Below are 23494 nucleotides of genomic sequence, written 5' to 3'. Positions count from 1 at the left end.
CCTGTGGCGGATCTTCTGGTATGGATCGACTGTGAGATGACCGGGCTCGACCTGGGCAAAGATGCTCTGATCGAGGTGGCCGCGCTCGTCACCGATCCCGATCTCAATATCCTGGGCGAAGGTGTCGACCTCGTCATCCACGCCGACGACGCCGCGCTGGACGCGATGCCCGAGGTCGTGCGGGAGATGCATGCCAAGTCGGGCCTCACCGACGAGGTGCGTCGGTCCACGGTCACGATGGCGGAGGCCGAGGAGGTCGTCCTGTCGTACGTGAAGCAGTTCGTGACCAGCCCGCGCACCGCCCCGCTCTGCGGAAACTCGATCGCGACCGACCGGGGTTTCCTGGCCCGCGACATGCCGACGCTGGACGACTTCCTGCACTACCGCATGATCGACGTCTCGTCGCTCAAGGAGCTGGCCCGCCGCTGGTATCCGCGGGTGTACTTCGGGCAGCCCCAGAAGGGCCTGGCGCACCGCGCGCTCGCCGACATCCGGGAGAGCATCCGCGAGCTGGAGTACTACCGGCGCACGATGTTCGTGCCGCTGCCGGGTCCGGACGTCGACCAGGCCCGGGCGATCGCCTCCGAGCTGTAGGCCCGCCGCGCCGCGCCGGACGGTAACCCGGTCGACGGCGGGGTGGGGAGTCCGGCTATGCTTGTCCGGCGCCCGCTGCGGAGGTCATCCTCCACAGGCGGAACATGGTGGTCGTAGCTCAGCTGGTAGAGCACCGGGTTGTGGTCCCGGGGGTCGCGGGTTCGAGTCCCGTCGATCACCCCAAGGAAAGAGCAGTCAGAGCGCCGGATCGCGGAAGCGGTCCGGCGCTCTGCCGTTCAGGTGTCCGATTTTGGGAGCAGATTGGAGCGGCGGCTCCCAGTGGGAGCGGGCGGGGTGGGTCGAAGAGCGCCATCAGGGCCGCGTGCAGGACCGGGACTGCCGAGGTCGGCGACAAAGCCGCGCGAGCCCGCAGCGCCGCCATCCAACGCTCTTGCAGTGCCTCGCGGATCTCGTTGAGCATCCGGTCGGTGACGTGGCTGTAGATCCCGCGCGTGCCCGGCACCTCGTGGCCCATCTGCTGTGACTGCGCGACGTACGGGATGCCGTCCTCATCCATCCAGGTCTGATACCCGTGCCGCTGGCCGTGCGGGGTCAGGCCAGGCAGCACGGGCAACCACGACGCTAGGCGCGACTCGTCGGTGACACGGGGACGACCCCGGCCCTGCGGCGGGGTGTACGGCTGGCCCGCTTCCGCTGCCGGCCATGGCGGCAGAGGCTTGCCGGGCCATGGGTGCCGGTGGTCGACCAGGACGGGCATCCGCGGCCGCGTGGTAGAGCGTTGCGGGTACCAGCCGTCGGCGGCAGGCCGAAAATCCTCTCGCTGAAATTTGACCGCCGGTAGTTAGGTGATCTCAACAAGGTAGGTGCCGGTGCTCGAAGTGGGTGAGTACCAGGGCGGCTTCGCGATCGGGTCGACGGCCTGATCGTCAGCGTAGAGCGCGGCTAGCGACGGAGAGGTGGGCCGGTCGATCTGCAGCGTGCGCATCCGCTGGTGCTGGCGTGAATTCGGTGGTTCAGCGGGCGGCGGATGTGGCAGCGTCGGCCTCATGTCTGTGGAATTGATCCGCGCCAGCCGCCTGACCGATGCTGTCCCGTATGCCTACGCCTCGGTAGTCCCCGCCGGTGCCCGGCTTGTGCACACCGCCGGCGCGTGCCCGATCGACGAGCACGACCGGGTTGTAGCGCTCGGTGACGTCGCCGGGCAGGCCCGGCAGGTCATGGACAATCTTGAGGTGGCGCTGCAGGCGGCAGGGGCTGTGCTGACAGACGTCGTGCGGACGGCCGTCTACGTTGCGAGCACCGACCAGGCGGACCTCGTAACAGCCTGGAACGTAGTGCGCGCCCGGTTCGGCGACCACGACGCGCCGAGCACCTTGCTCGGCGTCACGGTGCTCGGCTACCGGGGCCAGCTTGTCGAGGTCGACGCCGTTGCCGTAACGAAGTGATCTTACCGAGGTAGATGTCCGCGCTCGAATTGGGTGAGCACAAGGGTGGCTTTCACGATATCGCCGATGCGGCTGGGACTGCGGTGATGTGCTGCAGGACGCGCCGGCGGCCCAGCAGCAGGGCGAAGCCACGTTCGCCGAGCGCCCGCATCGCGCGGAGCAACCGGAGTACCGCACATCGATGACGTTGCCCTTGCGGCTGATCGTCTTCGCGTTTGGCGCTCGTTGCCGCGCTGCAACCGAAGCTGGCTACCAGGACGGGGCCTCGTCGACCGCCTCGACCAGAGTTGTCCGTTTCTGGGGCCGCAGTGCTCGATCGTCGGCGGGCCGCAGAGGTGGCCCGCGCGAGGGCGGTCGATCACTACTCGCGTGGCGCCGCCGCCGTGGCCGAACTACAGCGCGGTAGTTCGATCTACGACTCGTCAACCCCTCTGACCTGCGCGTACCGTCGCCAGGGTGAGTCCGGTGATCGAGTTCGTCATGGAGACCCCCGACGCAGCCTGGCGTGTCGAGGTCGTCCGGCGGGGTCGGACCCGGTGGTACCGGATCGTGCACGGCGACAACGAGCTCGACTGGCTCAGCATCGCGGCCGTCCAGCGCGTCCTCACCGAGGCCGGCATCGACATGGCCGACCTGCAAGAGGTGACAGGGCCCGCCGCAAGCGCGGAACACGGCGTCGCCTGAGCTCGCCCGCATGCCACTGTGGGGCCGGCCGAACTCATGGCCCAGCGTCGGCAGACCGCGATCCCGGCCCTCGGCTGTTGGCCGGGTCCTGCGAGGGTGCTGCATCCCGCACGCCGCCGCGCTCCGGACCGGGGCAGGAACGAGAGAACGCCGTTGCGAATTCCACGGGGGAAGAACTCGCAACGGCGTGAGACCTACCTTAATCGATGATCTGTCAATCGTCCATATCGGCGTTCGACATTGCCCCAACGGGCATCGGAATCCGGCGTTCAACGGCCGAACGTGCAAGGCCAAACTGTCGCCACGGCCGGTCGCTGTCCGGCGGCCAGTGGTCGAAGCCCGGCGCCAGCCAGATCGGCACGGCCGAGCCGGCGTTCGACCGGCCGGAACGCGCACCCGAACCGTCATCGGCCGGATGAGCCGATCGGCGCTGTTTCCTCGACGTTGCCGTACGTCGATGAATCCTTGCCGTGCTTGACCGAAATGTATCTATAGTGAAGGTAGGTGGTGAGCGGGCAGGGGCAGGCCAGCTGAGGAAGGCTCATGGGTCGTGTTCTGCACATTCGACTAGGGGGCACATCGGAGCCGTCGTGGTGAGCCGGAACGGTCGTCCTCGGCCGGTGCGCGCGCCCCACTCCGGCAACGCGCGTGCGCCCGTGCACCACTCTGGACGCGCTCGTACGGCCCCGTACGGCGTCGTCGCCGAGCTCACCGAGATCGTTGCCGCGCCGGAGCCCATCACCGCCCGTGCGGAGGCCGTCCTGACCACGCTGCGGCACCGCTTCCGGTTCGACGCCGGCCGGATCAGCCTGCTGGACCCCGAGCGCCGGATCCAGCCGACGCTGATCAGCCACGGCTATGACCAGCGGACCCAGGATTATCTTGAAGGGCGGGGCCTCATCCACGACGTCGAGGTCGTCGGCCTGCACCGGCATGCGGCGCCCGTACGGATGAGCTCGCTGCCCGTCCCGCCCGCCGAACTGCCGGTGTGGGCGGAGTATCTGCGCCCCGCCGGGTTCCGGGAGGGAATCGCCGTACCGCTGCGGACCGCCGACGGCCGCTATCTCGGGTTGTTCGGGGCTTGCACCGAGGCGGCGACGCCGATATGCGACGCGACGTGCCGGCTGCTGGCCCGCGTCGGCGGCCTGGTCGCCCACGCCGTCGATCCGATGCGGACCATCGCCGCCATGGCCGGGCTCGTCACCGACGCCGTGGCCGGTGTGATCCTCACCCGCGGCGGCAACACCGAGGCCCTGCCCGGCCTGCCCGGGCACCGCCTGCTCGCGCCCGGATCGCCCGTCCTGGAGGAAGCCACCTCCTGCTACCGCGACGGCGACAGCCGCGCCGGGTTTCTCACGCCGACCCGTCCGCCGGACCCACCCGGCTACCTCAAGGTGACAATGCTCGCCTGCGTCGACCAGCTTCCGCACCATCTCACCGCCGTCGTCGTGCTGCACCCGGCCGGCGATCTGCATCACCTGTCCCACCGGGAGATGGCCACCCTCGGGCACCTGATCACCGGCGGCACCCCGGAACAGATCGCGGCCGTCCTGCACATCCCGCTCTCGTCGGTCATCGCGTCGCTCGAGCAGGCCCGTACGAAGCTCGGCGCCCGCAGCTCCGCGGCCGCCGTCATGCGCGCGGCCGACCTCGGCCTCTACCTCCCGCCCGCGACGGCCTCGGGGTGCCCACTCACGCCCGAGTGAGCACCCACAATGAGGCCGCAACGCGGGACGTCGCGCCGTCACGCCGGCCGGGTCGTCTCCACCCCGGCGAGCGCTGTGCCATCAAGGCCGCCGCGCCTCCGTCCAGCCGGCGTTGTCCGCCCAGCGGCGGCGCCCGGTCAGGCGTTGTCCGGTCAGGCGCCCGGTCAGGCGGACGTGGCGCGGCGGTACTTCTCCCACCAGGTGAAGGCCGTGCGGTAGGCCGAGGGGGTGTCGTCAGCGGCGTGGTTGGCCAGCCCGTTACGACCGAAGTAGTAGTCGTGGATCTGGCGGGCGGCCGGCGCAGACAGGTCGGGGTCCGAGACCGCGACGGCGTGGATGTGGTGCGGCCAGGATCCCTGGGAGGGGGTGCGCCACCAGGCGGCGAAGCCGACCGTTCGCAGCGCCCGTACCGTCTCCCAGCGTTGGGTCGTCGTCAGGTTCGTCACCGCGATGTCGACCGCGCCGCCGCCGTCGTGGGTGCCGGCGGAGGTCGGGTCCGACGTGCTGTAGGAGCCCTGGTCGAGTACCAGGTTCCACGTCAGCCGGGCGTCGGCGGCGGCCAGCATGTCGCGGGTACGGGCGTTGACCTTCTTTCCCCCGTACGTGGTGGAGGAGCCGGCGGCGAGCGTCCGGGTCACCGTGAACCGGCCGTCCCCGAGCTTGGCCAACGAGGTGGCGCCCGGGAGGCCGTTGGCGTCGATGCCCGAGAAGCCGAGGGAACGCTGCCAGGCGGCGTACGCGGAGATGGTGGAGGTCCCGTAGTGCCCGTCGACCGCACTCGCCGCGAGCAGTCCCTTGACGTTCAAGGCCCGCTCCACCTCCCGGACGTGGGTGGCCGCGCCATCGGTAGGGCCGGTGCCGTCCTTGGGCGGATCGACCTGGGCGGCGAGGAGGACCATCTCCATGTCCACCGCCGGAAGTGCCGAGGCCTCGCCCGTGACCAGCATGCCGCCCACGGTCGCCACGACGCCGACGGCGGCGCCGCGCGACAGCAGCCATCGCCTCGACCGGCCGGTGCCGGGTGCGCGCTCATTCATGATGGCTTCCCTCAACTGCAGTGGACGCGGTCGTAGCCGCTGTAGCCGCCGCCGCCGGACGTGTCGAAGCTGCCCCAGATGTCGATGCAGGCGTTCGGCGCGTGGACGTAGAGCGGCCCGGCGTACTTGGTGAAGTGCTGGCCCGGTTCCTGGCCGTCGCTCTGCCAGGTGCCGCCGCTCTTGCGGACGCCGACGGCGATGTCGTTGGACCACCCGGTGATGACGCTGTCGTTCACCCGCGACATGACGCAGTTGTAGCCGTTGGTCCGGTTGTAGTAGACGTCGATGTACCCACCGGTGCGAGTTCGCCAGTCGATGGACCATGACTTCAGAAACGCGTATGCGCTGCCGCACTTGTTCGTCCGGGGAATGGCCTGGGCAGGGGCGGTCGAGAGCCCGACCAGGCCGCTGCTGACCAGCGTGACGGCGCCGAGCATGGCGGCGGTCCGGGTGCGGAGGGTCTTTCGCATCGTGGGGCATCCGTTCTGTCTGGGGAGGAACTCCGACCACCACACCAGGACCCGGGCCTGCGGAACAGGTGGCGAAGCGGCCACCAATTCCTCCCCGTACCGATGGACGCAAGGGCATGTATCAATGTGCTCCCGTCCCTTCCGGCGGCTTCGGCCTTGAAGGTTTGCTGCGGCCGCCTGTTCACTGACGGGACCTTGCCAGGAGGTGAGCCCGTTGTCCGACTACACCGACCGGCAGCTCGAGCAGATGCTGGACGACTACCAGCAGCGCCGGCACACCCTCGCGGACCTGCATCAACGGGTGCAGGCGATCACGGGAACGGCCACCTCGCCACGGCGCGAGGTCACGGCGACCGTGACGCACACCGGAGCCGTCGTGGACATCTCGTTCTCCGGACCCGGCTATCGCCGCCTGCCGCCGCGAGAGCTGTCCGACCTCGTCCTGCAGACGATCGTCGCCGCGCGGGAAAAGGCCGTGGCGGAAGCGGCGACACTGATGGCCCCCGTCCTGCCGCAGGGCATCGACGCCCGGCAACTGTTGGCGGGCCGGCTCGGCTTCGAGGACCACGCGCCGTCCGCCGGCCCACGCATGTCCGGCATCGTCCGCGATCAGCTCGAACGGTGAGGGGTCCCGCATGCCCGAAGACTTCTACGTCGACGCGGATGGGCTCAGGAACCAGACGAGGCCGTACCAGGACGCGGCCGACGAGTTCGCTCAGCTCAAGCAGCGGGTCGCCGACTTCGAGAAAACGTACGGCGACGCGTACGGCAACGATGATCTGGGTGAGAGGTTCACGCCCAACTTTCGGGCGGTGATCGCGTACCTTTCCGGCTCCGTCGACGGCGTCGTGGTGGCGCTGGACATCAACGCCGACGGGCTGCGCGTCACCGCCGATCATTTCGACACCGTGGAAGAGGACGGCGTTCACAACGCAACAAAGCTGGCGAACGGAATGCCGACGGTGGGTGGTCGGCAGGGTCGCACCGGTGGCCCGCCGGGCGTGTGCCGCCAGCAGGTCGCCGGAGCGGAGCATGAGCAGGGCGAACACCTTGCGGAAGTGACCGCTGTGCGGCAGGCACTCCCGGAGGGCTGGGTGGTGGGCACGAAGGCGGCGGATGTCGTGCAGGGGAAGGAAGCGTTGGCGATCGACCACCCGAAGGAGCGGGTGTGGCAGGCGCTGTCCGATGAGATCCCCCGGGAGCGGGTGTGGCGGGCGCTGTCCGATGAGATCCCGCGGGAGCGGGTGCTCGGCGCGGCGCCCGCGGAGGCCGGTGGGTATTCGGAGTCGCGGTACGGGCCGATCGCGCGGTACGAGCAGGACGCGAAGCCGGGACAGTTCTACTTCGTCGACGCGGACAACCCGATCTTCCGTCCCGCGCCGGGAGCGGTGGTGGACCCGACGAGGCCCGCGGACGAGTGGGGCCCGCACTACATCAATCCCGACAACAGCGTTCCCCCGCGTCCGATGATCGTGGCCAAGCCCGTCCCCGCCGAGGGGCCGTGCGGCCCCGGCGAAAAGCCGCGTGGATAGCCCTGCGAAGGCACTCCCCGAAACGACCGTGAAGCGAGCCCGGCATGCCTGACATGGTCATCCCGGACGACCCCGAGTGGGCGTGGGCGTACACGGCTATTCTCTACACCTCGGGCGAGGAGTGGCCGAAGGCCAACGAGCCCGAGCTGCGTGCCCTCAGCGACGAACTGGACACCTTCGCCAACGACCTGTTCAGGGCCGCCACCGGCGTCAACGCGCTCGCCGGCAACGTCTTCGACTCGCTCAACGGCGAGACCGCCGAGGCCTTCTACGCGGCCAACAAGAACGTCATGAGCTCCATCCCGCAGAGCGCGTTCCTCGCCAGGGACCTGGCGGTGCGTACGCGGAACTTCGCGCTGGACACGGAGCACACCAAGTACACCGTGACGATCGCGATGTTCACCACCGTCCTGGACATCTACCTGGCCTTGGCCTCGGGTTTCCCCGCCCTCGTGCCGTTCCACATCGCCACCGGTGGCGCGATCGTCCGGGCGCTGATCCGTGGCCTCAAGCTCCGGCAGGCGGCCTCGGCGGGCCAGAGAGTCCCCATCCCGCCGGTGCCCAAGCCCAAACACGGGGGGCCACCGCCACCGGGTTCCAGGTCGCCGGATGGCCCGCCGTCGGGTTCGAGGTCGACCGGCGTTCCTCCGCCGGTGAAGGACTCCTCCTTCCCGCATGTGATCAAGGAGATCGGCGAAGAGGCGATCGAGGAGGCGGGCGACGAAACGTTCGAGAGCCTGGCGGCCTACGCCGTGCAGGCGGCCGAAGGAAACCCCCACGAGGTCGACGCCAAGGATCTCGCCATCGGCGCGGCTTTCGGGGCGGCGGGCGGCGCCAACGTCGCCGCGTTCAAGCAACTCGCTGACCGGCTCGCTCCGAAGTTCAGCAAGTCGGCCACCGGCGAGGGCACCATCGAGGCCGCCGGCGAGCTGCCCACCGAGGCGCTCGCGATGGGCGTCTTCGGCGGCGACTTCGGCAACCTCGGCGCGACCGCCGTCTCCGCCTTCGGATCCGGCGCCCTGACGAAAGTCGCCGAAGACCTGAGCGCGGCCCTGGGCGGCGGCGCCAATCCGAATGACGGGGCGGGCGGCGGCGACGGCGAGATCGACTTCGGCGGAGATGACGCCGCGGGAGATGACGCCGGTGAAGGTGGCGGCGCGGGAAGTGACGCCGGTGAAGGTGGCGCCGGTGGGGGAGACACTGGCTCGGATTCGGGGAGCCAGTCGGCCCCGCCACCGACGGAGCATGGGGGACTGCCCGGCTTCGGCTCCGGTGCGCCCCCGGCAGGTGCGGATACGTCACCGCGTGGGTCCGACTCGGACGGTGCGATACGGCCCGATCAGTCCGGCATCTCCCGGCCGGGCTCCGGCCAGGTCCCGTCCGACGAGGCGCCGCCCACCGACGCGACGCCCGGCAGGAGAGAACAGGACAGCGGTTCCGCGCCCGGCCGGGGAGGGCAGGACAGCGGCTCTGCGCCCGGCAGGGGTGGAACCGATACCGGTGCGGTGCCTGGCGAGGCGGGGACGCCGAGGTCGGGTGGCACGTCGCCTGTGGCGGGTCAGCCCGTGACCGGTCAGTCCGCCACCGGCTCGGCAACTGGCAACAGCACGAGTCCGGCACTCGGTAACGGCGCGGATTCGGCCAGAGGGGAAAGCACGAGCTCCGAGGTAGGCCGCAGCACGGGTCCCGCGGCCGAGGCGGCGCGGGAGAGCGACGGCGCGAATTCGGCTACTGCGGGAAATCCAGCAACATCGGCTTCGCCGGCGGGACAGCTTGGTGGGCAGCCGGCGGGGCAACCTGGCGGGCAGCCGAGTTTGGGTTCGGGCGGCCAGTCGATTGCTCAACCCGGCGGACAGACGTCCTCGCCGGCGGGTGGGCAGTCGGGTTCGCAGCAGGGTGGTGGGCAGACGTCCGGCTCGCAGCAGCCGGTGAACCCGAACACGGGCACTCAGCAGAGCACCCCTCCCTCCGAGAAGACCATGCCGGCCTCCGTCGAGGGACCGTCCGGCCTGGACGGCCACTCAGGCCCGGAGCAACGGGCGAACCACGCCGAGGTCGATCCCGCGCCCGGCGAGTCGGGTCAGGCCGCGGTCGAGACGCCGGTTCGGGATGCCGGGACGAGCATGTCCGACGACGCGGCGACTGGTACCCCGGATCGCGATGCTGCGCCGCCTCCGCCGGTGCAGACGGTCCGGGCTACCACCTATGACGCGGTGGAGCTACCGGGCGCCGATCGCGGTGTGCCCCCGGTGGTCGCCGATTCCTATCGGGCCGCCGGGCTGGAGGTGCCGACCGAGGCGCGGCCTCAGGTGGGACGGATCGACGGGCTGATCGCGTACGACCACGGCGTCCGGGCCGACGGGCAGCATGCTTTCACCGTACGCGTGCATCTGAAGCCTGAGGACGACGTGGCGCGAGCGGAGCAGCAGGCCGTGGAGCAGAGGGTGCGTGCTGCCGTGGACCGCGTCTTCAACGGCGGCGGGCGGGTGGCCGTCGCCGTCGAGTTCGTCGGCGATTCCACCGCGGCGCACACCACGATCGGGTTGTCGAGCGGTCCCGGCGTGATCACGCAGACGCAGTGGCCGACGACCGGTTCGGGCCTGGAGCTCGCCCACGAGATCGGCCACTATCTGGGGCTGGCCGACGAGTACCGGGACGACCGCGAGTTCGGCCGGGTGCTGTACGGCTCCGGCGACGAGGACTCGCTGATGGGTACGACGGATCCGACCCGGAATCCGGACATCACCGACCGTCAGGTCGACAAGATGATCGAGACGGTCGGCACCGCGGCGGTGTCCACGGAGGACGACCACGGGGACGCGCTGGGCTTCCGCGCGGCGCCGCAGGCGGGCGACTCATTCGTGAACGAGAGGTTCGCCGACTTCGCGGCGAACCGGATCCACATCGATGCCGCGTCGTATCCGTTGGTCCGCGACCAGCTCATCGACGCGGCGCGGAACCCGGGGGTCACGATCGAGGACATGCGGGCCTCGATGGGCTTCGTGGTGAACATGATCATGCCTGCGTCGAACGTGCACGAGCTGGGTGCGGTCATCGACGCGATCACCGCCGGAATGCGCCATCCCGGCCAGGTCGCGTTCGTCGTCGGCATCAACACCCGGACCGGCAATGCCGGCCGTGAGCTGAACAATGCGGTCGCCACCGCCGCCGAGATCGTCGAGCAGTCGCCGTACCCGATCGCGATCGTGGGACACGCGGTGGGCACCGCCAAGAGCTTCCCGTTCGGTGCGGCGCGCAACGCGGTACTCAACAGCGTGGAGACGACGCAGGCGATCGAGGCGTTCGCCGCGCGGGGCCTGTACCCGTACGTGTCGATCCAGGATGCCGACACGGAACCGCGGAAGACCGTGTCGGGAGAGCACATCTTCGACCGGGTGCAGGACGAGACGGCGTACGCCGAGGACGTGGACGACGCGTTCCACGCGGGATCGGACTACGCGATGAGCGACGGATCCTACGGCGGGGAATCGTCGCGCCGGTGGTTGAGCCGGCCGCTGATGATGACCGGCGGGTACCGGCCCGGCGACCGGCACAAGCTGGTCACCGACACCCGGCGGCGGCTCAGGGAAGGGCGCAGCGAACTCAAGAGGCAGATCCCGGAGCTCGAGAACCAGGTCGACGAGGCCGAGCTCCGGGCCGACCGCGCGGCGGAGGAGCTGGAGGAGCTCGAGCGGCTCGACCGGTCGGGAATCCGGGTCCGCGGCAGGGATCTGAAGGCGGCGCAGGAGGCGCTCAAGCAGGCCACCAGCACGCTACGGAGCGCCAAGGGCGCGCGGACGAGCGTGATCAACGATCTGGCGAAGACCAAGAGCGCGATACGGCAGCTCGACACCCACGACGGCCGGGTGTCGTTCTACGGCGACTTCGAGCAGGCGATCGCGGACGACATGGCGACCCGGAACCGGCAACGGAACCTGAACTCGCTCCTGCCGTACGCCCCGGAACCGAACCTGTTCGTGGACGGCGTCCTCGTGCGCGGCGACCGGAAGGTGCGCTTCTCGGAGGGTGGCGGTGGCGAGTACGCGAAGCTGAGCGAGCACCTCGGCCGGGCGTACGCCCGCGAGCTGAAGGCGGCGTACGGGGACCCCGACGAGGCGGCCGGCGCGGCCCAGAACAACCGGCATCCGACCCGGGAGGAGGCGTTCCGGCTCGACTACGAGGGATGGGCGGTGCCCACGGACCTGTCCCGCCTGGCCGCCGACTTCATCAGGGGCAAGCCTCTGCCGCAGACGCACACCACCACCCAGAAGCTGGGCGACCGGTTCTTCGGCTACGACGAGGACAATCGGACGGAGTCCGGCCCGAGCAACGCCAAGTACGCCAAGACAGGCACGCACTTGGGGCCCTTCAGTCAGGCCCAGGGCTCGACGCCGAACCCGTTGGTCAAGCCGTACCGCCGCACGGCGGCGATGGTCAAGCAGCACGGCGGTGACAAGAAGCTGAAGCCGCGCAAGTCGTTCGAGTCCTACCTCACCTCGACGCAGCGCCGGGATCTCGGCGACCACCCGATGAACACGCTGGCGCCGCAGCTCACGGCGGGCATTCCGCCGGAGCACAAGGTGTACGCCGCCCGGCAGCTCGCCCTGTCGAACACGGCGAACACCATCCGCCAGGACTTCGCCAACGCCGCGGCGACCCTCGCGGCGGCCCGGGCCGACTGGCAGTACCGGTACGCCCTGCAGCCCGGACAGCAGCAATCGGTCCGCCCGAACTCGATCTACGACGCGCTCGCGCAGGTGCAGGGATTCTCGGCGGACACCATCCGCGACCGGGTGCTCGGGACGCCGCTATCCGACACGCTCGTCTCCGAGCTGGCCGACCGGCGGCTCATCGCCGACTACGAGTACGGGCACTTCGTCGACGCCGCTGTCTCCGCGCCGCGGGTGCTGCACCCGAACGCCGGCGCCGAGCTGGACGGGCTCTCGGACGACGACTGGCGACTCGAGATGGTGCGGCGGCTGGCCGCGCACGACGTGCTGACCGAGGCGATCGCCGCGGAACTGAACATGTCGATCGTGGTGAACGGTCCGTACTCCAAGATGCAGCATTTCGTGCCGGGCGCCCCGGGGACGCTGTACCTCGACCGCTGGATCGACGACCGTGACCGGGTGACCTACCGCCCGGCGGAGTACTCGCCGATGCGGTCGGCGCCGGACGGGGCGCCGGTCGCCGAGGTCGAGCGGGATCCCCGGCGTCCGGAGCGGGTCGATGCGCCGGTGCCGCGGGAACGGATCGACGCGCTGCGGGATTCGGTGGTGCCCCGGCGGGCGGACTCGTCGGCGTTCGACGTGAAGCCGGGCGAGGCGGCGTCCGGAGTGCCCGACCGGGTGCGCGAGTCGTACGAGGCGATGGGCCTGCCGGCGCCCGAGGCTGCGCGGCCACAGGTCACGGGGGTGGAAGGGCGGATCGCCTACGACTACCGGAAGCTATCCGGCGGAGTGCACGACTTCACGGTGAAGGTGCATCTGCGGCCACGTGGCGACACGACGCGAGAGCAGCAGGCCGACGTGGAGCAGCGGGCCCGATCCGCCGCCGAGCAGGCGTTCAACCAGGGCTTCCAGTTCGCTGACGGGCAGCTCAACGTCAACCTGGAGTTCGTCGGGGATCCGGCCGAGGCGCATGCGGTCATCGATCTGCACGGCGAGACGACGATGACCCAGATGCAGTGGTCCGCGGCGGCCGACGACCTGGCCTTCGCCCACGAGATCGCGCACTTCCTGGGGCTGGGCGACGAGTACGTCGACGAGCGGGTGTTCCACCGGGATGCGCACGCCCCTCAGGTGCACAGTGCCTCGTCGATGATGGCGTCGACGGATCCGAGCTCGTCGCCCGGGATGATGCAGCGGCACCTGGAGGAGATCGCACGGACGGCGGAGGCGTCGCTGTCGCCCGATCGCGGTGACCTTCCCCCGCCCGCCCACGACCCAGTGACCGCCGCCGACCTGGACATGCCCGCGCGCCCGGCGCCGCCGACGGCCGCACCCGGCGTCTCGGCAGACCACGCGGTCACCACCCTGGCCGACTGGGGCTTCGACCTCGCCGCCTCGTCGGAGGTCGCCGCGCAGTTCGCGCACCACCACCGTGACGCCGCCCTCAGCGACCATTCCGCCGAAGTCCTGGCGTCACCGGTGCTCCGGGACGCCGTCCAGCGAGTGGACCGGGGACTGTCGCAGTTCTCCCCGGACGTGGCGGCGCGGGTACGCGCCTTCGTCCGCGACGGCGTGGTCTCCACCGCCCTGGCGCGGACACAGGCCCACCACGAGGTCACGCCGTGGACGCCGCAGCAGCTCGACGCCGTGATGGTGCATCTCGCGCACGAGGTGGAGCAGGGCCACGACCCGCTGATGGATCCGGCCTCGCCGCTGCGGGGGACCGGCTATGACCCGGCCGAGTCCCTGCCGCAGCGCACGGCCCGGCTCTGGACCCTGAACCTGACCCCGGACGGTCGCGCGAGCCTGACCCGGGACCCGTTGTTCGATCGGATGATGCGGTCGCCGGCCGCGCTCGACGCGGCCCTGACCGGTGCCGTGGGACCCGACGAGCAGCGCTTCCTCAACACCTGCGATCCCGCGGTGACCAATACGCTCCTGCGGTCCGTGGCGCCGACGATCGCCGGGCAGGTGCTGCTGGGCCGTGACCTCGCCACCCAGATCGAGGCAGCCGCCGAGGCGGTCGGTCGTCGGTATCCCGACCTGCTGACGCAGCGCGACCAGCGGTTCCCCGGGCGGACCCTGGGCGGCCTCGTCGACGAGCGCCTGGCGCAAGCGCGGGAGTCCTTCGACGGCCTGGAGCGCCGGGCGCACACCCTGCTCGGCGACGGGGAGACCGATCCGTCCGCGTGGGCCAAGCTCAGCGACGAGTGGGGCCGGTCGATGCAGAAGCTCGGCGGCGTCGTGGACCTGGTGGCGGTCGCCGGTCCGGCCGGAGGACCCGGCCCGGACGGGAAGCTGTCCGTTCCGGTGCTGAGCAAAAAGCTCTTCGACAACCATTGGCTGCTCAGCGCCGCGCTCTCCCTCCCGCTGGCCGCCGACCGTCCGGCGCGACGCAAGCAGGGCGTCGACGGCGACACCTACCGGCGGTCCGCGGCGCGACTGCTGGATCAGGAGGCGGCGCCGTCCGGATTCCGGCCGGGACGGCTGAGCGCACCGCTGGGCGGCGACTTCTGGGGCCGGTTGCACCGCGCCGGCCCGCAGCCGGTGGGTATCGCCGGCCGGTTCGGTGGCCACGCGGTCGCGGTCGGCGCGGTCCGGGTCGGGGGAGAGCTGGCGTTCGTGCTCAGCGACCCGAAGGACACCGAGGCGAAGGTGCTCTCCCCGCGGGAGCTCGACCAGTGGGTGAGCGGCAACCGTTCCGACATGCCGCCGGTGCCCGACCTGCCGGTGCCGGCCACCTCGGCACCCGGGCAGCCGTCGCAGATCCCGGCGTTCGTCCCGCCCGGCGACATCGTCACCGACTACCATCTGACCCACGGTGACACGCCGCCGTTCTCGCGCCGGTTGATGGACGCGGACGTGCACGACCGCGGGGCCGGGTCGCCGTTCCCGCGTTACGTGGTGCAGCGGCCGCTGGTGGTCGACAAGCACCCGCCGTTGCACGTCTCCGAGGACCGGACGGTGGCGATGAACGCCACGGCCGACGGACAGCGCAACGAGTTCTACACCACCGCCGCACGGGTGGAGCAGCTCAACGAGATCCTCCGCCGTTCCGGCAAGGTGACGCTGAAGACCGTCCCGGAGAACACGGTACGGGTGGGCGACGGTCCCGAGTTGGTCATGGTCCAGCCGGCGAACCCGCCGCAGACCGACGTCTGCCGCGACTTCGCCGCGGGCGTGCTGGGCGGCAAGCCGTCCCATGTGGTCCTGCGCCCGGATGGCCGGGCGGTCCCGGGCACGGCCCAGGTGGCGCCGATCAACTCGGGCGACGGCATGGAGATCACCGGCACCCACCATCTGGCCGAGCATCTGACCACGGCCGCCCGCACCGGCCGCCCGGAGGAGGTCAGCACGTCGTCGGCCCGGGACGCCATCGGGCAGGACGCCCGGCCCGAGGGACGCCGGGGCGGGGCGCCACGTCCAGGCCGCGAGTACGGCCTGACCGTGCACAGCAACCCGGCGATGAACGACGCGGCGCGCGCGATCGGCGTGAACCAGTACGCCCGATCCCAGGTCGGAGAGGCGTACCTGACCCAGTCCATCAGTGACCGCGGCTCCGATGAGGACACGGGTTTCGCCGTCGACCACTCTCAGGAAGGTAGACCGGTCCGGCTCGCTGGGGCGTACGGCTACCACTTCGCCGCCGTCGTGGCGGAAAGCAGCGACGGCACCGTGCACGTCACCCTGGAGAACGAACGGCGGGGTATCGACGTTGCCGCCGTGGACGAGGCCCTGCGGCTCAATGCCGAGCACTACGTCAACGATGGCGTACCCACCGGCGTCGACGGCTCCGACGAACTCGCCGACAGCCTGCCCGGGCTGGCTCGGTACCTCGACGATCCCGCTGCCTTCGCGGAGCATGCCAGGCCTGTCCGCGAAGCGCTGCTCGGCCGCTCGCCGGAATACGGCAAGGAGAGCGACCTGTGGCAGTTCCGCATCTGGGGCGAGGACGTGCCGAGCTCCCACTTCGCCGCCAACCAGGAGTCGCCCTACTTCGTGAATCCCCTGACCACCGTGGTGGTCGGCGGTCACACCGGCGGCACCCGGCCGTTCGCCGTCGACTTCGAGGAGGGCTCCCGCGAGATCACCGGGGAACCGCTCGGCCTGGGCACCTTCACGACCGCTGTCGCTCGTGAGGCCGAGTGGCGTTCCCGCAACGGACTACCGCAGCTCAGCGTCGTGGTCGAGGGTGGCGGCAACGGCCCGGCCGTGCCGCTCGCCGGCGGGCCGGCCGAAACCGATGCGGGCCTGGCCCGTGCGCAGGCCGTCGCCCGAGTCGTCCGCGACCGGCTGGACGCCGCGCCGGGTGATGCCGCCCGCCAGGTCCCGGTCCGGAGTACCTCGCGCGGCCGGCGGCCGGCCGCCTACGACCCCTTGCAGGAACCGAATCGGCCGTCGGCGGAGAAGCTCCAGCGTCGTACCACCGCGAGCGTGCGCCGGCCCGCCGCGCCGGACCAGGCCGAACTGGGTACGCGGCCCGCGCCGGCCTCGGATGCCGCGGTGCCCGGGAGTGCCTCGTCGAGCCCGGCCGGAACCGGTTCCCCGGCCGGCGGCGAGGCGCCGCCCCGGACGGACGCGCCCGCCGACACGCGGGAGATCGCCGCCGCCCGGGGGGCGACGCCGCCGCGGACCGTCACCGCCACCGTGTACGACGCGGTCGAACTACCGGTGAAGGACCACGGCCTGCCCCCGATGGTCGCCGAGTCCCACCGTCTCGCCGGAACCGATCCGCTGCCCGCGACAAAGATCCAGCCGGCCACGACCGTGTCCGATGCCGCCGCCGCGCGGCCGCGCCCCCGGCTCGGCCACGTGCGCGGGATCATCGGGTACGAGCACCGCACCCTCACCGTGCCGGGACCCGGCGGCCCGCGGAAGGTGCAGGACTTCACCGTCGAGCTGAACCTGAAACCGCAGGACCCGGAGGCCGAGCGCGACCTGCGCGCCCTCAAGGAACGGATCCGCGCGGCCGTCGAGGCCACCTTCAACGCGGGCTACCGCATCGGCCCCGACGGCGACCAGTTCCACGTCCACGTCGACTTCGACGACGAGGCCGGTCACCCCGTCGACGTGTACGGAGACCAGCGCGACATGTCCCAGACCGAGTGGTCCACGGCAGCCGGCGACCTGAAGTACGCCCACGAGATCGGCCATTTCCTCGGCCTGTACGACGAGTACGGCGACACCGCGCTGCGCGACCACGACGGCAACCTCGTGAAGCGCGTCTTCCACCGCGACAGCGGCTCGGCGAACGTACACGACGACGCCTCGATCATGGCCACCACCGACCCGGCCGCCGCACCGCAGCTCCACCGGCGGCACCTCGACACCATCGCCGACCTGGCCGGACAGTCGGGCATTCCGGACCGGCTGTCCGTACCGCCGGACAGCCCGGGCTCGGACGAGTTCCTCGGCGACCGCCCCGCGCTGGGCATCGAGGTCGAGTCCAAGCAGCCGCTGATCTGGACCGACCGCGCGAACACCGAGCCCCTGACGTACGGCATGGCCCACGGCGACGCGGAAGGCGTCGACATCCGTGTCGGCGACCAGACCGTCACGGTCGACGGCGAACAGTTCGCCCAGCTCGTGTACCAGGCCCGGGTGATCCAGGAATCCTGGGCCGGCATGCGATCGCCGATGCTGGTCACCGCGTGCGCCTTCGGGGCGTCGGACGAGCCGGGTTCCCTCGGGGCGGACTTCTTCGCGACGATGCGGCACCTCGGCCACGAGGCGGACGGGCACGCATTCACCCACGAGGCCATCTTCCGCAGGCAGGAGTGGGAGAGCGCGGTCGGCGTGCTCGGCAACGGGAGGCTGCGCACGTGCTCCGCCCGTACCGATGAACCGGGGTCCGAATGGGACCCGGACGACCGGCACACGGAGTTCCGTGACCGCAACGGCACAGTCATCGGCGTCCCGTATCCGGGCCGGGTGGACGAGTGAGAGGACGGACGATGCAAGAGAGCTACTTCCTGCTCATGGACCCGGACTGGCGGCCCGGCCCCGACGAGCGCGTGCCGCCTCCCGCTGCCGTGATGGGCGCCTGGCCGCTCGGTGGGGACGGCTCCGTCGAGCCGTTCCGCGGCAATCCCGGATACCGCCCCCGTGACGCCGGCGCTGCGGCCGACCCGCTGGACGCGGTGCTCCGCCTGCTCTCACGGCGGCGGGCCGAGCCGGAGCAGCTTCAGGTGCTGTTGCACGAGGCGCGGCTCGACGTCGCGCTCGACGGCGAAGAGCAGGAACTGGTGGTCCCTGCTCCCGATGGCGTCGACTGCGTCGTCGTCGCCACCAGTGCCGCCCAGCGTGACCTCGCCGACGTGCCGCGGTGGCGTGGTGCCGACCTGATGGGCCTGGTCACGGCCCTGCCGGACGGCATCGACGTGCTGTTCAACCCGGGCGGCCCGGTGCCGGTGCGGCTGACCGGCGACTTCCTGCGCGAGACGCTGATGATGGGCGACGAGGAGCTCGCCGAGGCGTACGACCACCTGCGGTCGTCGGCCCCGGGGCCCGTGCCGGTGCTGCCGTGGGTGCTCGGCGACGGTCGTAGCGACCGAAGGGGCACTGTTCTCCGGTAGTTGGTGCATAGCAGCGGGATTGACGCTCATCGCGCCCTGATCGTCGCGGAGGATCCAACCCTGGGGTGCGCGAATCCCCCTTCGCCGACCTCGCCACCGTCCGAGAAGGAGTAGCGATCATGGCCCAACCAGACGTCAGTACCACAGATGAGGGCATGGCCAGGGCCATGGCCCTGTTCATCGACAAGAAGGGCGAGTTCTCCACCCACCGCCAACGCGTCGAAAACGCCATCGCCAACCTGAGGGCGTCGTTCGACGGCCGGCCGGCCATCGCCTTCGAAAAGGCGATGTACGAGTGGGGTCAGGGATTCAATGTGATCACCGAACAGCTCAATATCCTCATGGATTCGATGAGCGAAAACAGCAAGGAGAACCAGAGGCGCGAGGAGTCCGGCGTGGAGGACGCCGGCATGTTGATGCAGGCCCTGCCCGGCTTCTGACCCGGCCGCGCCAATCGTTTCCGCCCGCTGAAGAGGAAGGCAGCACAATGTCGTACCGCACCAACTATGCAGCGGCTGAGCAGGCCGGCACCGAACTTGTGGATGCCTGTCAGAAGATCCACCTCGGCGTCGAGGAATTGCTGGAGTACTGCATGAGTCATCTGCAGGAATGGACCGGTGAGGCGCAGAGCGCGTACGGACCGGTGCAGGCCAAGTGGACTGGCGCTCAGGGCAAGATGGGCCAGCACCTCGTTGTCGCCGAGCAGATCCTCGCCAAGATCCACGCTGACATCCGCGATGGCGACGTGCTCAACGCGAACCGGTGGAACGACACGAAGGTCGGGTTCTGACCAGCAGTTTCCGCTGATGACGCGCCGGGGCCGGTCGGTGACGGCCGGCCCGGTGGCGCCCTTGCGCAGTCAGGAGTGCACCCGTGGCCGACACGCCTCATGTGGACATCCCGTACAAGAACTACAACTCGATCCCGCCGGAGGTCGTGTACCAGGAAGGCGGACTGACCAAGGAACAGTACGACGCCTATCTCGAGCTCGAGAGAAAGCGGAGTGAATACCAGGGGGACCAGAGCAACCCGGAGGACACGTATAACCCGACGGACGCGGAGGCGGCTGCCGAGTTCGCGTACAACAAGTGGACGCGGGAACACCCCGACTTCCCGATCAAGGTCAACACGGCACTCGCCTCCAACGAATTCCAGAAATTCGATCCGAACACGGACTACTGGGCCGGTGGTAAGGCGAAAGGTCCCGACTCCCATGCGGACACGCCGCCCGGCCTGCCTGACGTGCCGAAGACGGAGGGGGACGGAAAGGCCTCCGTCAGCGTTCATCAGGAGGCGTTGGAGAAGTTCCGGGTGAACCTCAAAGAACTGAAGGGCGTCCTCGCGGGCGCCCGGACGAAGCTGGGGACCGTGGAGGCCAACCCCGGCCGTTTCGGCGCCGGAGTCGATCTCGCCGTCGCCGTGAACTCCGATCTCGTCGGCGACGTCGACAAAGCGCTCGGCCGTGTCGTCCAGATCTTCAAGGACATTGACGACGACTGCGTCGCGGTGATCAAGCAGTACGACACCGTCGAGGAGTGGAACGAAAAGGACGCGAAGAAGCTCGACAACATCTTCCGCGAGACCTTCGGCGGGATCACCGCGAAACCCGAGGCCGCAGCCGGCGGGAAACCCGACCCCGCGGCCGACCCGAAGGGCGGCGGCGCCAAGTCCGGCTGAGCGAGGACTTCGCCTTGCACGTCGTCAACATGATCCCTCGAGAATGGTGGGCCCCGGTGGCGGATGAGAGAGATTCCCAGGCGACCCGCCCCCCGGAGCTGAAGCCGGGGGAGCGGCCCAAGATCGACGACTTCGAAGATGAGAAGCTGGACTGGCGCCAGCTCAAGGCCCTGATCACCGGGTCCGCGGCGGTGGAGGTCGATTTCCCCGACATGGCGCAGGATCTGCGCCTCGCGAGCGTCGACCCGAACTCCCTCTTCCGGGCCGGCGACACCATGATCACCGTGCGGCGCCACATCGCCGAGGTGGCGAACAACCTCCGCGCCCAGGCCGCCGCCATCGCGGGCGAGGGAAAGGTGTGGCAGGGAGCCGGCGCGGAGTCGTTCCTCAGCAAGATGACCCAGCTCGGGGACGGCCTGGAGGGCGTGGCCGAGGAGCTGGCCGGCGGTGACGACGAGAGCTCCGTCTCCATCAGCAGCAAGCTCTACGACGCCGGCAACATGTTGCAGTGGGCCCAGAACCAGGTCAACTTCATCGACCACTACTACGCGACCTGGGCGTTGGCCCTCGGCGCCAAGAAACACTCGGACGGCCTCGTCCACATCAGCGAGGCCCACGGCGCCGACAAGCTGAAGAAGCAGATGGCCGAGGACATGCGGAAGGTCCTTCGGCAGGTCGCCACGAGGTACGAGGAGACCAGCGCCGCGGCCAGGGCGATCGAGGCCACCTCGACCGGTACGAGCTCGTCCGGAGGCGGCGGTCCGGAGACGAGGATTCCGCCACCGACCGTGCCGAACGGCCCGCCACCGACCGGCGGGCCACCGAACGGGCCGAACGACCGGTCACCGAACGGCGACAGCCCCAACGGCCAGGACGGATTCAACATCCCTCGTCCGGAGGGTGGCAACTTCGACATCCCGTCGCCGGACGATGACTTCGACATCCCTTCGTCGGATGGCGGCAACTCCGCCATTCCCTCGCCGGATGGCGATGACTTCAAGTCGCCGAGTGGCGACAACTTCACGTCGGATGGCGGCAAGCTCGACATCCCGGCGCCGGACGGCGGCTTCCAGCCCCCGCCTTCGCCCACCGGCGTCGGCGCACCTTCGCCGAGCGGCGTCGGCGCACCCCACCCGGGTGCGAACATCCCGCCGGTCGTGCCGCCGGTGATCCCGACGGGCCCGGGCGCCAACGGCCGCACCGCATCCGGCAACTCCGCTTCGCCGCCGAATGGTGTGAACCGCCTGCCGCCACCGGTGGACCCGTCGAGGGCGCCCGCACCCTCGGGGCCGGACGGTGCGAACGGCGGCCGCGTGACTCCGCCCACCAGGCCGGGCACGCTGCCGAACATCTCCGGCAGTACGCCCTCGCTCGACGTGCCGAATGCACCGGACGCCACCCCTCCGAGCCGCGTGCCGGGCTCCCCGGTTGGTCCGGGTCTGGGTGATGTGCCGAGTGCTCCGGGTGACTCGCCTCCGGGTCGGGTGCCGGGTGTTCCGGGTGGTCCCGGTCTGGGTGATGTGCCGAGTGCTCCCGGTGACTCGCCTCCGGGTCGGGTGCCGGGTGTTCCCGGTGGGCCGGGCCTCGGCGATGTGCCGAACGCCCCGGGCAGTTCGCCTTCGGGTGCGGGGATACCGCCCGCCATGCCGCCGGCGAGCCCGGGTGGTGGCCAGGAGTCGCCACCGGATCGATCGGAGTCGTCGGGCCTGCTCGACCCGGACGGCAAGCAGTGGCAGCCGAGTCCGGTCGAATCCGGCCTGCCCGACGCGCCGACGGGCGCGTCTCCGGGCCGCCCCGGCGGCGTCGACGCCGCCGGGGCGGAAACGCCGGTCGTGGAGGCGCCGGATGTCGGGCGCCCGGTGGGCGTGCCGGGCGTCGAGCTACCGAGCGTGACGTCCGCGCCGGGTGCGGGCGGACCGGGCGCGATGATGCCGCCGGCGATGCCGCCGCCGAGTCCGGGTGGTGGCCAGGAGTCGCCACCGGATCGATCGGAGTCGTCGGGCCTGCTCGACCCGGACGGCAAGCAGTGGCAGCCGGCGCCGCCGGTGCCGGACGCCCCCGACGCCCCGGTAGGCGTTCCCCCGGGACGGGCGGGCATCGCGGGTTCCGGAGTGGACTCGCCCGCGGCGGCGGGCGTGGGCTCTCCGGACCTGCCGGTCGCCGGGCCCGGTTCGCCGGTGCCGGAGACCGGCCTGCCGGCCACCGGCCAGCACGGCGGTGTGCCGGGCGGACCGGGCGCGATGATGCCGCCGGCGATGCCGCCACCGAGTCCGGGTGGTGGCCAGAACTCGCCGCCCGACCGATCGGAGGCGTCGGGCCTGCTGGACGCCGCCTCCCGGCCGTGGGACGCCACCGTGGTGGAACCGGATGGCCCGGATGCCCCGGCCGGCGCGGCTCCCGGCCGGCCGGAGGCACCGCCGGTGGCCGCCGAGCCACCGGACGCCGCGACCGCCGCGCCGGAGAAGGCCACGGCCGGGAGCGCCGCGCCTGCGGGAGTGCCGGACCTTCCCGGTGCGCCCGAGGGCGGCCCCGGCCCGGTAGCGCCGCCGATGATGCCGATGCCACCGGTGGCACCTCCGCCGGCAACGCCTCCCGGCGGAGCCTCGACGCCGGGCCAGGCGCGGCCGGGAGCCGCCGGGAGTCCGGGGACCACGACGCCGGATCGCGGGGAGACCGAGCCGGAGGTCACGGGGGATCCGGGGGACGGGCCGGTGCTGCCGGTGGTCGTACCGTCGGCCGACGCCGTGGGTTGCCGCCCGGAGCGCTCCGACCGGCCCACCGTCGTCGCGGCGGGCGCCGAGGACGATGACGATGCGGTCCTGGTCGTGCCGCCGGTGCCGTTCCCGCGCGGCGCGGCGAAGGCCGGCGATCGCGAGCGGCGGCCTTCCGCTTCGGGCGTGCAGGTCGCGGCCGATGGGCGGGTGTGGTTGCCCGGGGAAGCCGGCGTCCCCGCCGTCCTGGACGACGAGGGCGAGGCCGCGGCGGCCGACGGGGAGCCGGACGGCGAAGCGCCCCCGCCCGACAACCACGTGGCCGTCATCCGGCCGTCCGACGGCGCCGAGGACGTCAGCGACTGGGACACCGGACTGCTGCCGTGGAGCGCGCCGCCGGCGACGGCGGAGCGGTGATGACCGGGAACGGAC

16 protein-coding genes and 1 tRNA gene are annotated in these 23494 nt (G+C 70.9%); 13 read left to right on the top strand and 4 right to left on the bottom strand.

Features of this window, described 5'->3' with window-relative positions:
- Positions 1-3: 3 nt before the first annotated feature.
- Positions 4-594 (top strand): oligoribonuclease, encoded by a 591-nt coding sequence (gene orn, locus EDD30_RS13155; protein WP_071807477.1) that lies wholly within the window; start codon positions 4-6, stop codon positions 592-594.
- A 107-nt stretch (positions 595-701) separates the two neighbouring features.
- Positions 702-777 (top strand) — tRNA-His (locus tag EDD30_RS13150).
- On the opposite strand, the gene EDD30_RS13145 is transcribed toward EDD30_RS13150, so the two are convergent.
- Entirely contained in the window at positions 770-1111 is a 342-nt protein-coding gene (locus EDD30_RS13145; protein ID WP_143162840.1) for a hypothetical protein, read from the bottom strand. The genes EDD30_RS13150 and EDD30_RS13145 overlap by 8 nt on opposite strands.
- A 285-nt stretch (positions 1112-1396) precedes the next feature.
- Positions 1397-1540 carry a hypothetical protein gene (locus tag EDD30_RS39085; protein ID WP_170047477.1) on the bottom strand — a complete coding sequence of 48 codons (144 nt, stop codon included), beginning with the start codon at positions 1538-1540 and terminating at the stop codon, positions 1397-1399.
- A 61-nt stretch (positions 1541-1601) separates the two neighbouring features.
- Here EDD30_RS39085 and EDD30_RS13140 point away from each other — a divergent pair, with 61 nt between their 5' ends.
- The 3 genes from EDD30_RS13140 to EDD30_RS13130 all read left to right on the top strand — a co-directional run bounded on the left by EDD30_RS13140 (position 1602) and on the right by EDD30_RS13130 (position 4390).
- Positions 1602-2000 (top strand): RidA family protein, encoded by a 399-nt coding sequence (locus EDD30_RS13140; RefSeq protein ID WP_071807475.1) that lies wholly within the window; start codon positions 1602-1604, stop codon positions 1998-2000.
- Between the two features lie 456 nt (positions 2001-2456).
- Positions 2457-2684, top strand: coding sequence for a hypothetical protein (locus tag EDD30_RS13135; protein ID WP_143162839.1), 228 nt, complete (start codon positions 2457-2459; stop codon positions 2682-2684).
- Between the two features lie 656 nt (positions 2685-3340).
- Positions 3341-4390, top strand: coding sequence for a LuxR C-terminal-related transcriptional regulator (locus EDD30_RS13130; RefSeq protein WP_143162838.1), 1050 nt, complete (start codon positions 3341-3343; stop codon positions 4388-4390).
- 164 nt (positions 4391-4554) lie between these two features.
- Here the strand turns inward: EDD30_RS13130 and EDD30_RS13125 are convergent, their stop codons facing one another.
- Positions 4555-5427 carry a peptidoglycan-binding protein gene (locus tag EDD30_RS13125; RefSeq protein WP_244945232.1) on the bottom strand — a complete coding sequence of 291 codons (873 nt, stop codon included), beginning with the start codon at positions 5425-5427 and terminating at the stop codon, positions 4555-4557.
- A gap of 11 nt (positions 5428-5438) precedes the next feature.
- Positions 5439-5897, bottom strand: a complete 459-nt coding sequence (locus tag EDD30_RS13120) for a hypothetical protein (RefSeq protein WP_071807472.1) — start codon at positions 5895-5897, stop codon at positions 5439-5441.
- 214 nt (positions 5898-6111) lie between these two features.
- On the opposite strand from EDD30_RS13120, the gene EDD30_RS13115 reads away from it, so the two are divergent.
- The 8 genes from EDD30_RS13115 (at position 6112) to EDD30_RS13080 (ending at position 23479) form a co-directional block, all read left to right on the top strand.
- Entirely contained in the window at positions 6112-6522 is a 411-nt protein-coding gene (locus EDD30_RS13115) for a YbaB/EbfC family nucleoid-associated protein (protein WP_084556767.1), read from the top strand.
- 10 nt (positions 6523-6532) lie between these two features.
- On the top strand, positions 6533-7429 hold the full coding sequence (locus EDD30_RS13110) for a hypothetical protein (RefSeq protein WP_071807471.1): 897 nt from the start codon (positions 6533-6535) through the stop codon (positions 7427-7429).
- A gap of 44 nt (positions 7430-7473) precedes the next feature.
- Positions 7474-18042, top strand: a complete 10569-nt coding sequence (locus EDD30_RS13105) for a WXG100-like domain-containing protein (protein WP_148088133.1) — start codon at positions 7474-7476, stop codon at positions 18040-18042.
- Between the two features lie 11 nt (positions 18043-18053).
- On the top strand, positions 18054-18674 hold the full coding sequence (locus EDD30_RS13100; protein WP_071808603.1) for a type VII secretion system-associated protein: 621 nt from the start codon (positions 18054-18056) through the stop codon (positions 18672-18674).
- A gap of 65 nt (positions 18675-18739) precedes the next feature.
- Positions 18740-19114 (top strand): WXG100 family type VII secretion target, encoded by a 375-nt coding sequence (locus EDD30_RS13095; RefSeq protein ID WP_071808604.1) that lies wholly within the window; start codon positions 18740-18742, stop codon positions 19112-19114.
- A 47-nt stretch (positions 19115-19161) separates the two neighbouring features.
- On the top strand, positions 19162-19464 hold the full coding sequence (locus tag EDD30_RS13090; protein ID WP_071808605.1) for a WXG100 family type VII secretion target: 303 nt from the start codon (positions 19162-19164) through the stop codon (positions 19462-19464).
- A 101-nt stretch (positions 19465-19565) separates the two neighbouring features.
- Positions 19566-20351, top strand: coding sequence for a hypothetical protein (locus EDD30_RS13085; protein ID WP_071808606.1), 786 nt, complete (start codon positions 19566-19568; stop codon positions 20349-20351).
- 56 nt (positions 20352-20407) lie between these two features.
- The gene (locus EDD30_RS13080) at positions 20408-23479 is read left to right on the top strand and encodes a WXG100 family type VII secretion target (RefSeq protein ID WP_123678269.1); all 3072 of its coding nucleotides are present in this window, start codon (positions 20408-20410) and stop codon (positions 23477-23479) included.
- The last annotated feature ends 15 nt before the right edge of the window (positions 23480-23494 follow it).

The organism is Couchioplanes caeruleus (assembly GCF_003751945.1).
Lineage (GTDB): Bacteria > Actinomycetota > Actinomycetes > Mycobacteriales > Micromonosporaceae > Actinoplanes > Actinoplanes caeruleus.
Note: the sequence above shows the minus strand (reverse complement) of the source record. Positions and strands in the feature narration are given on the sequence as shown.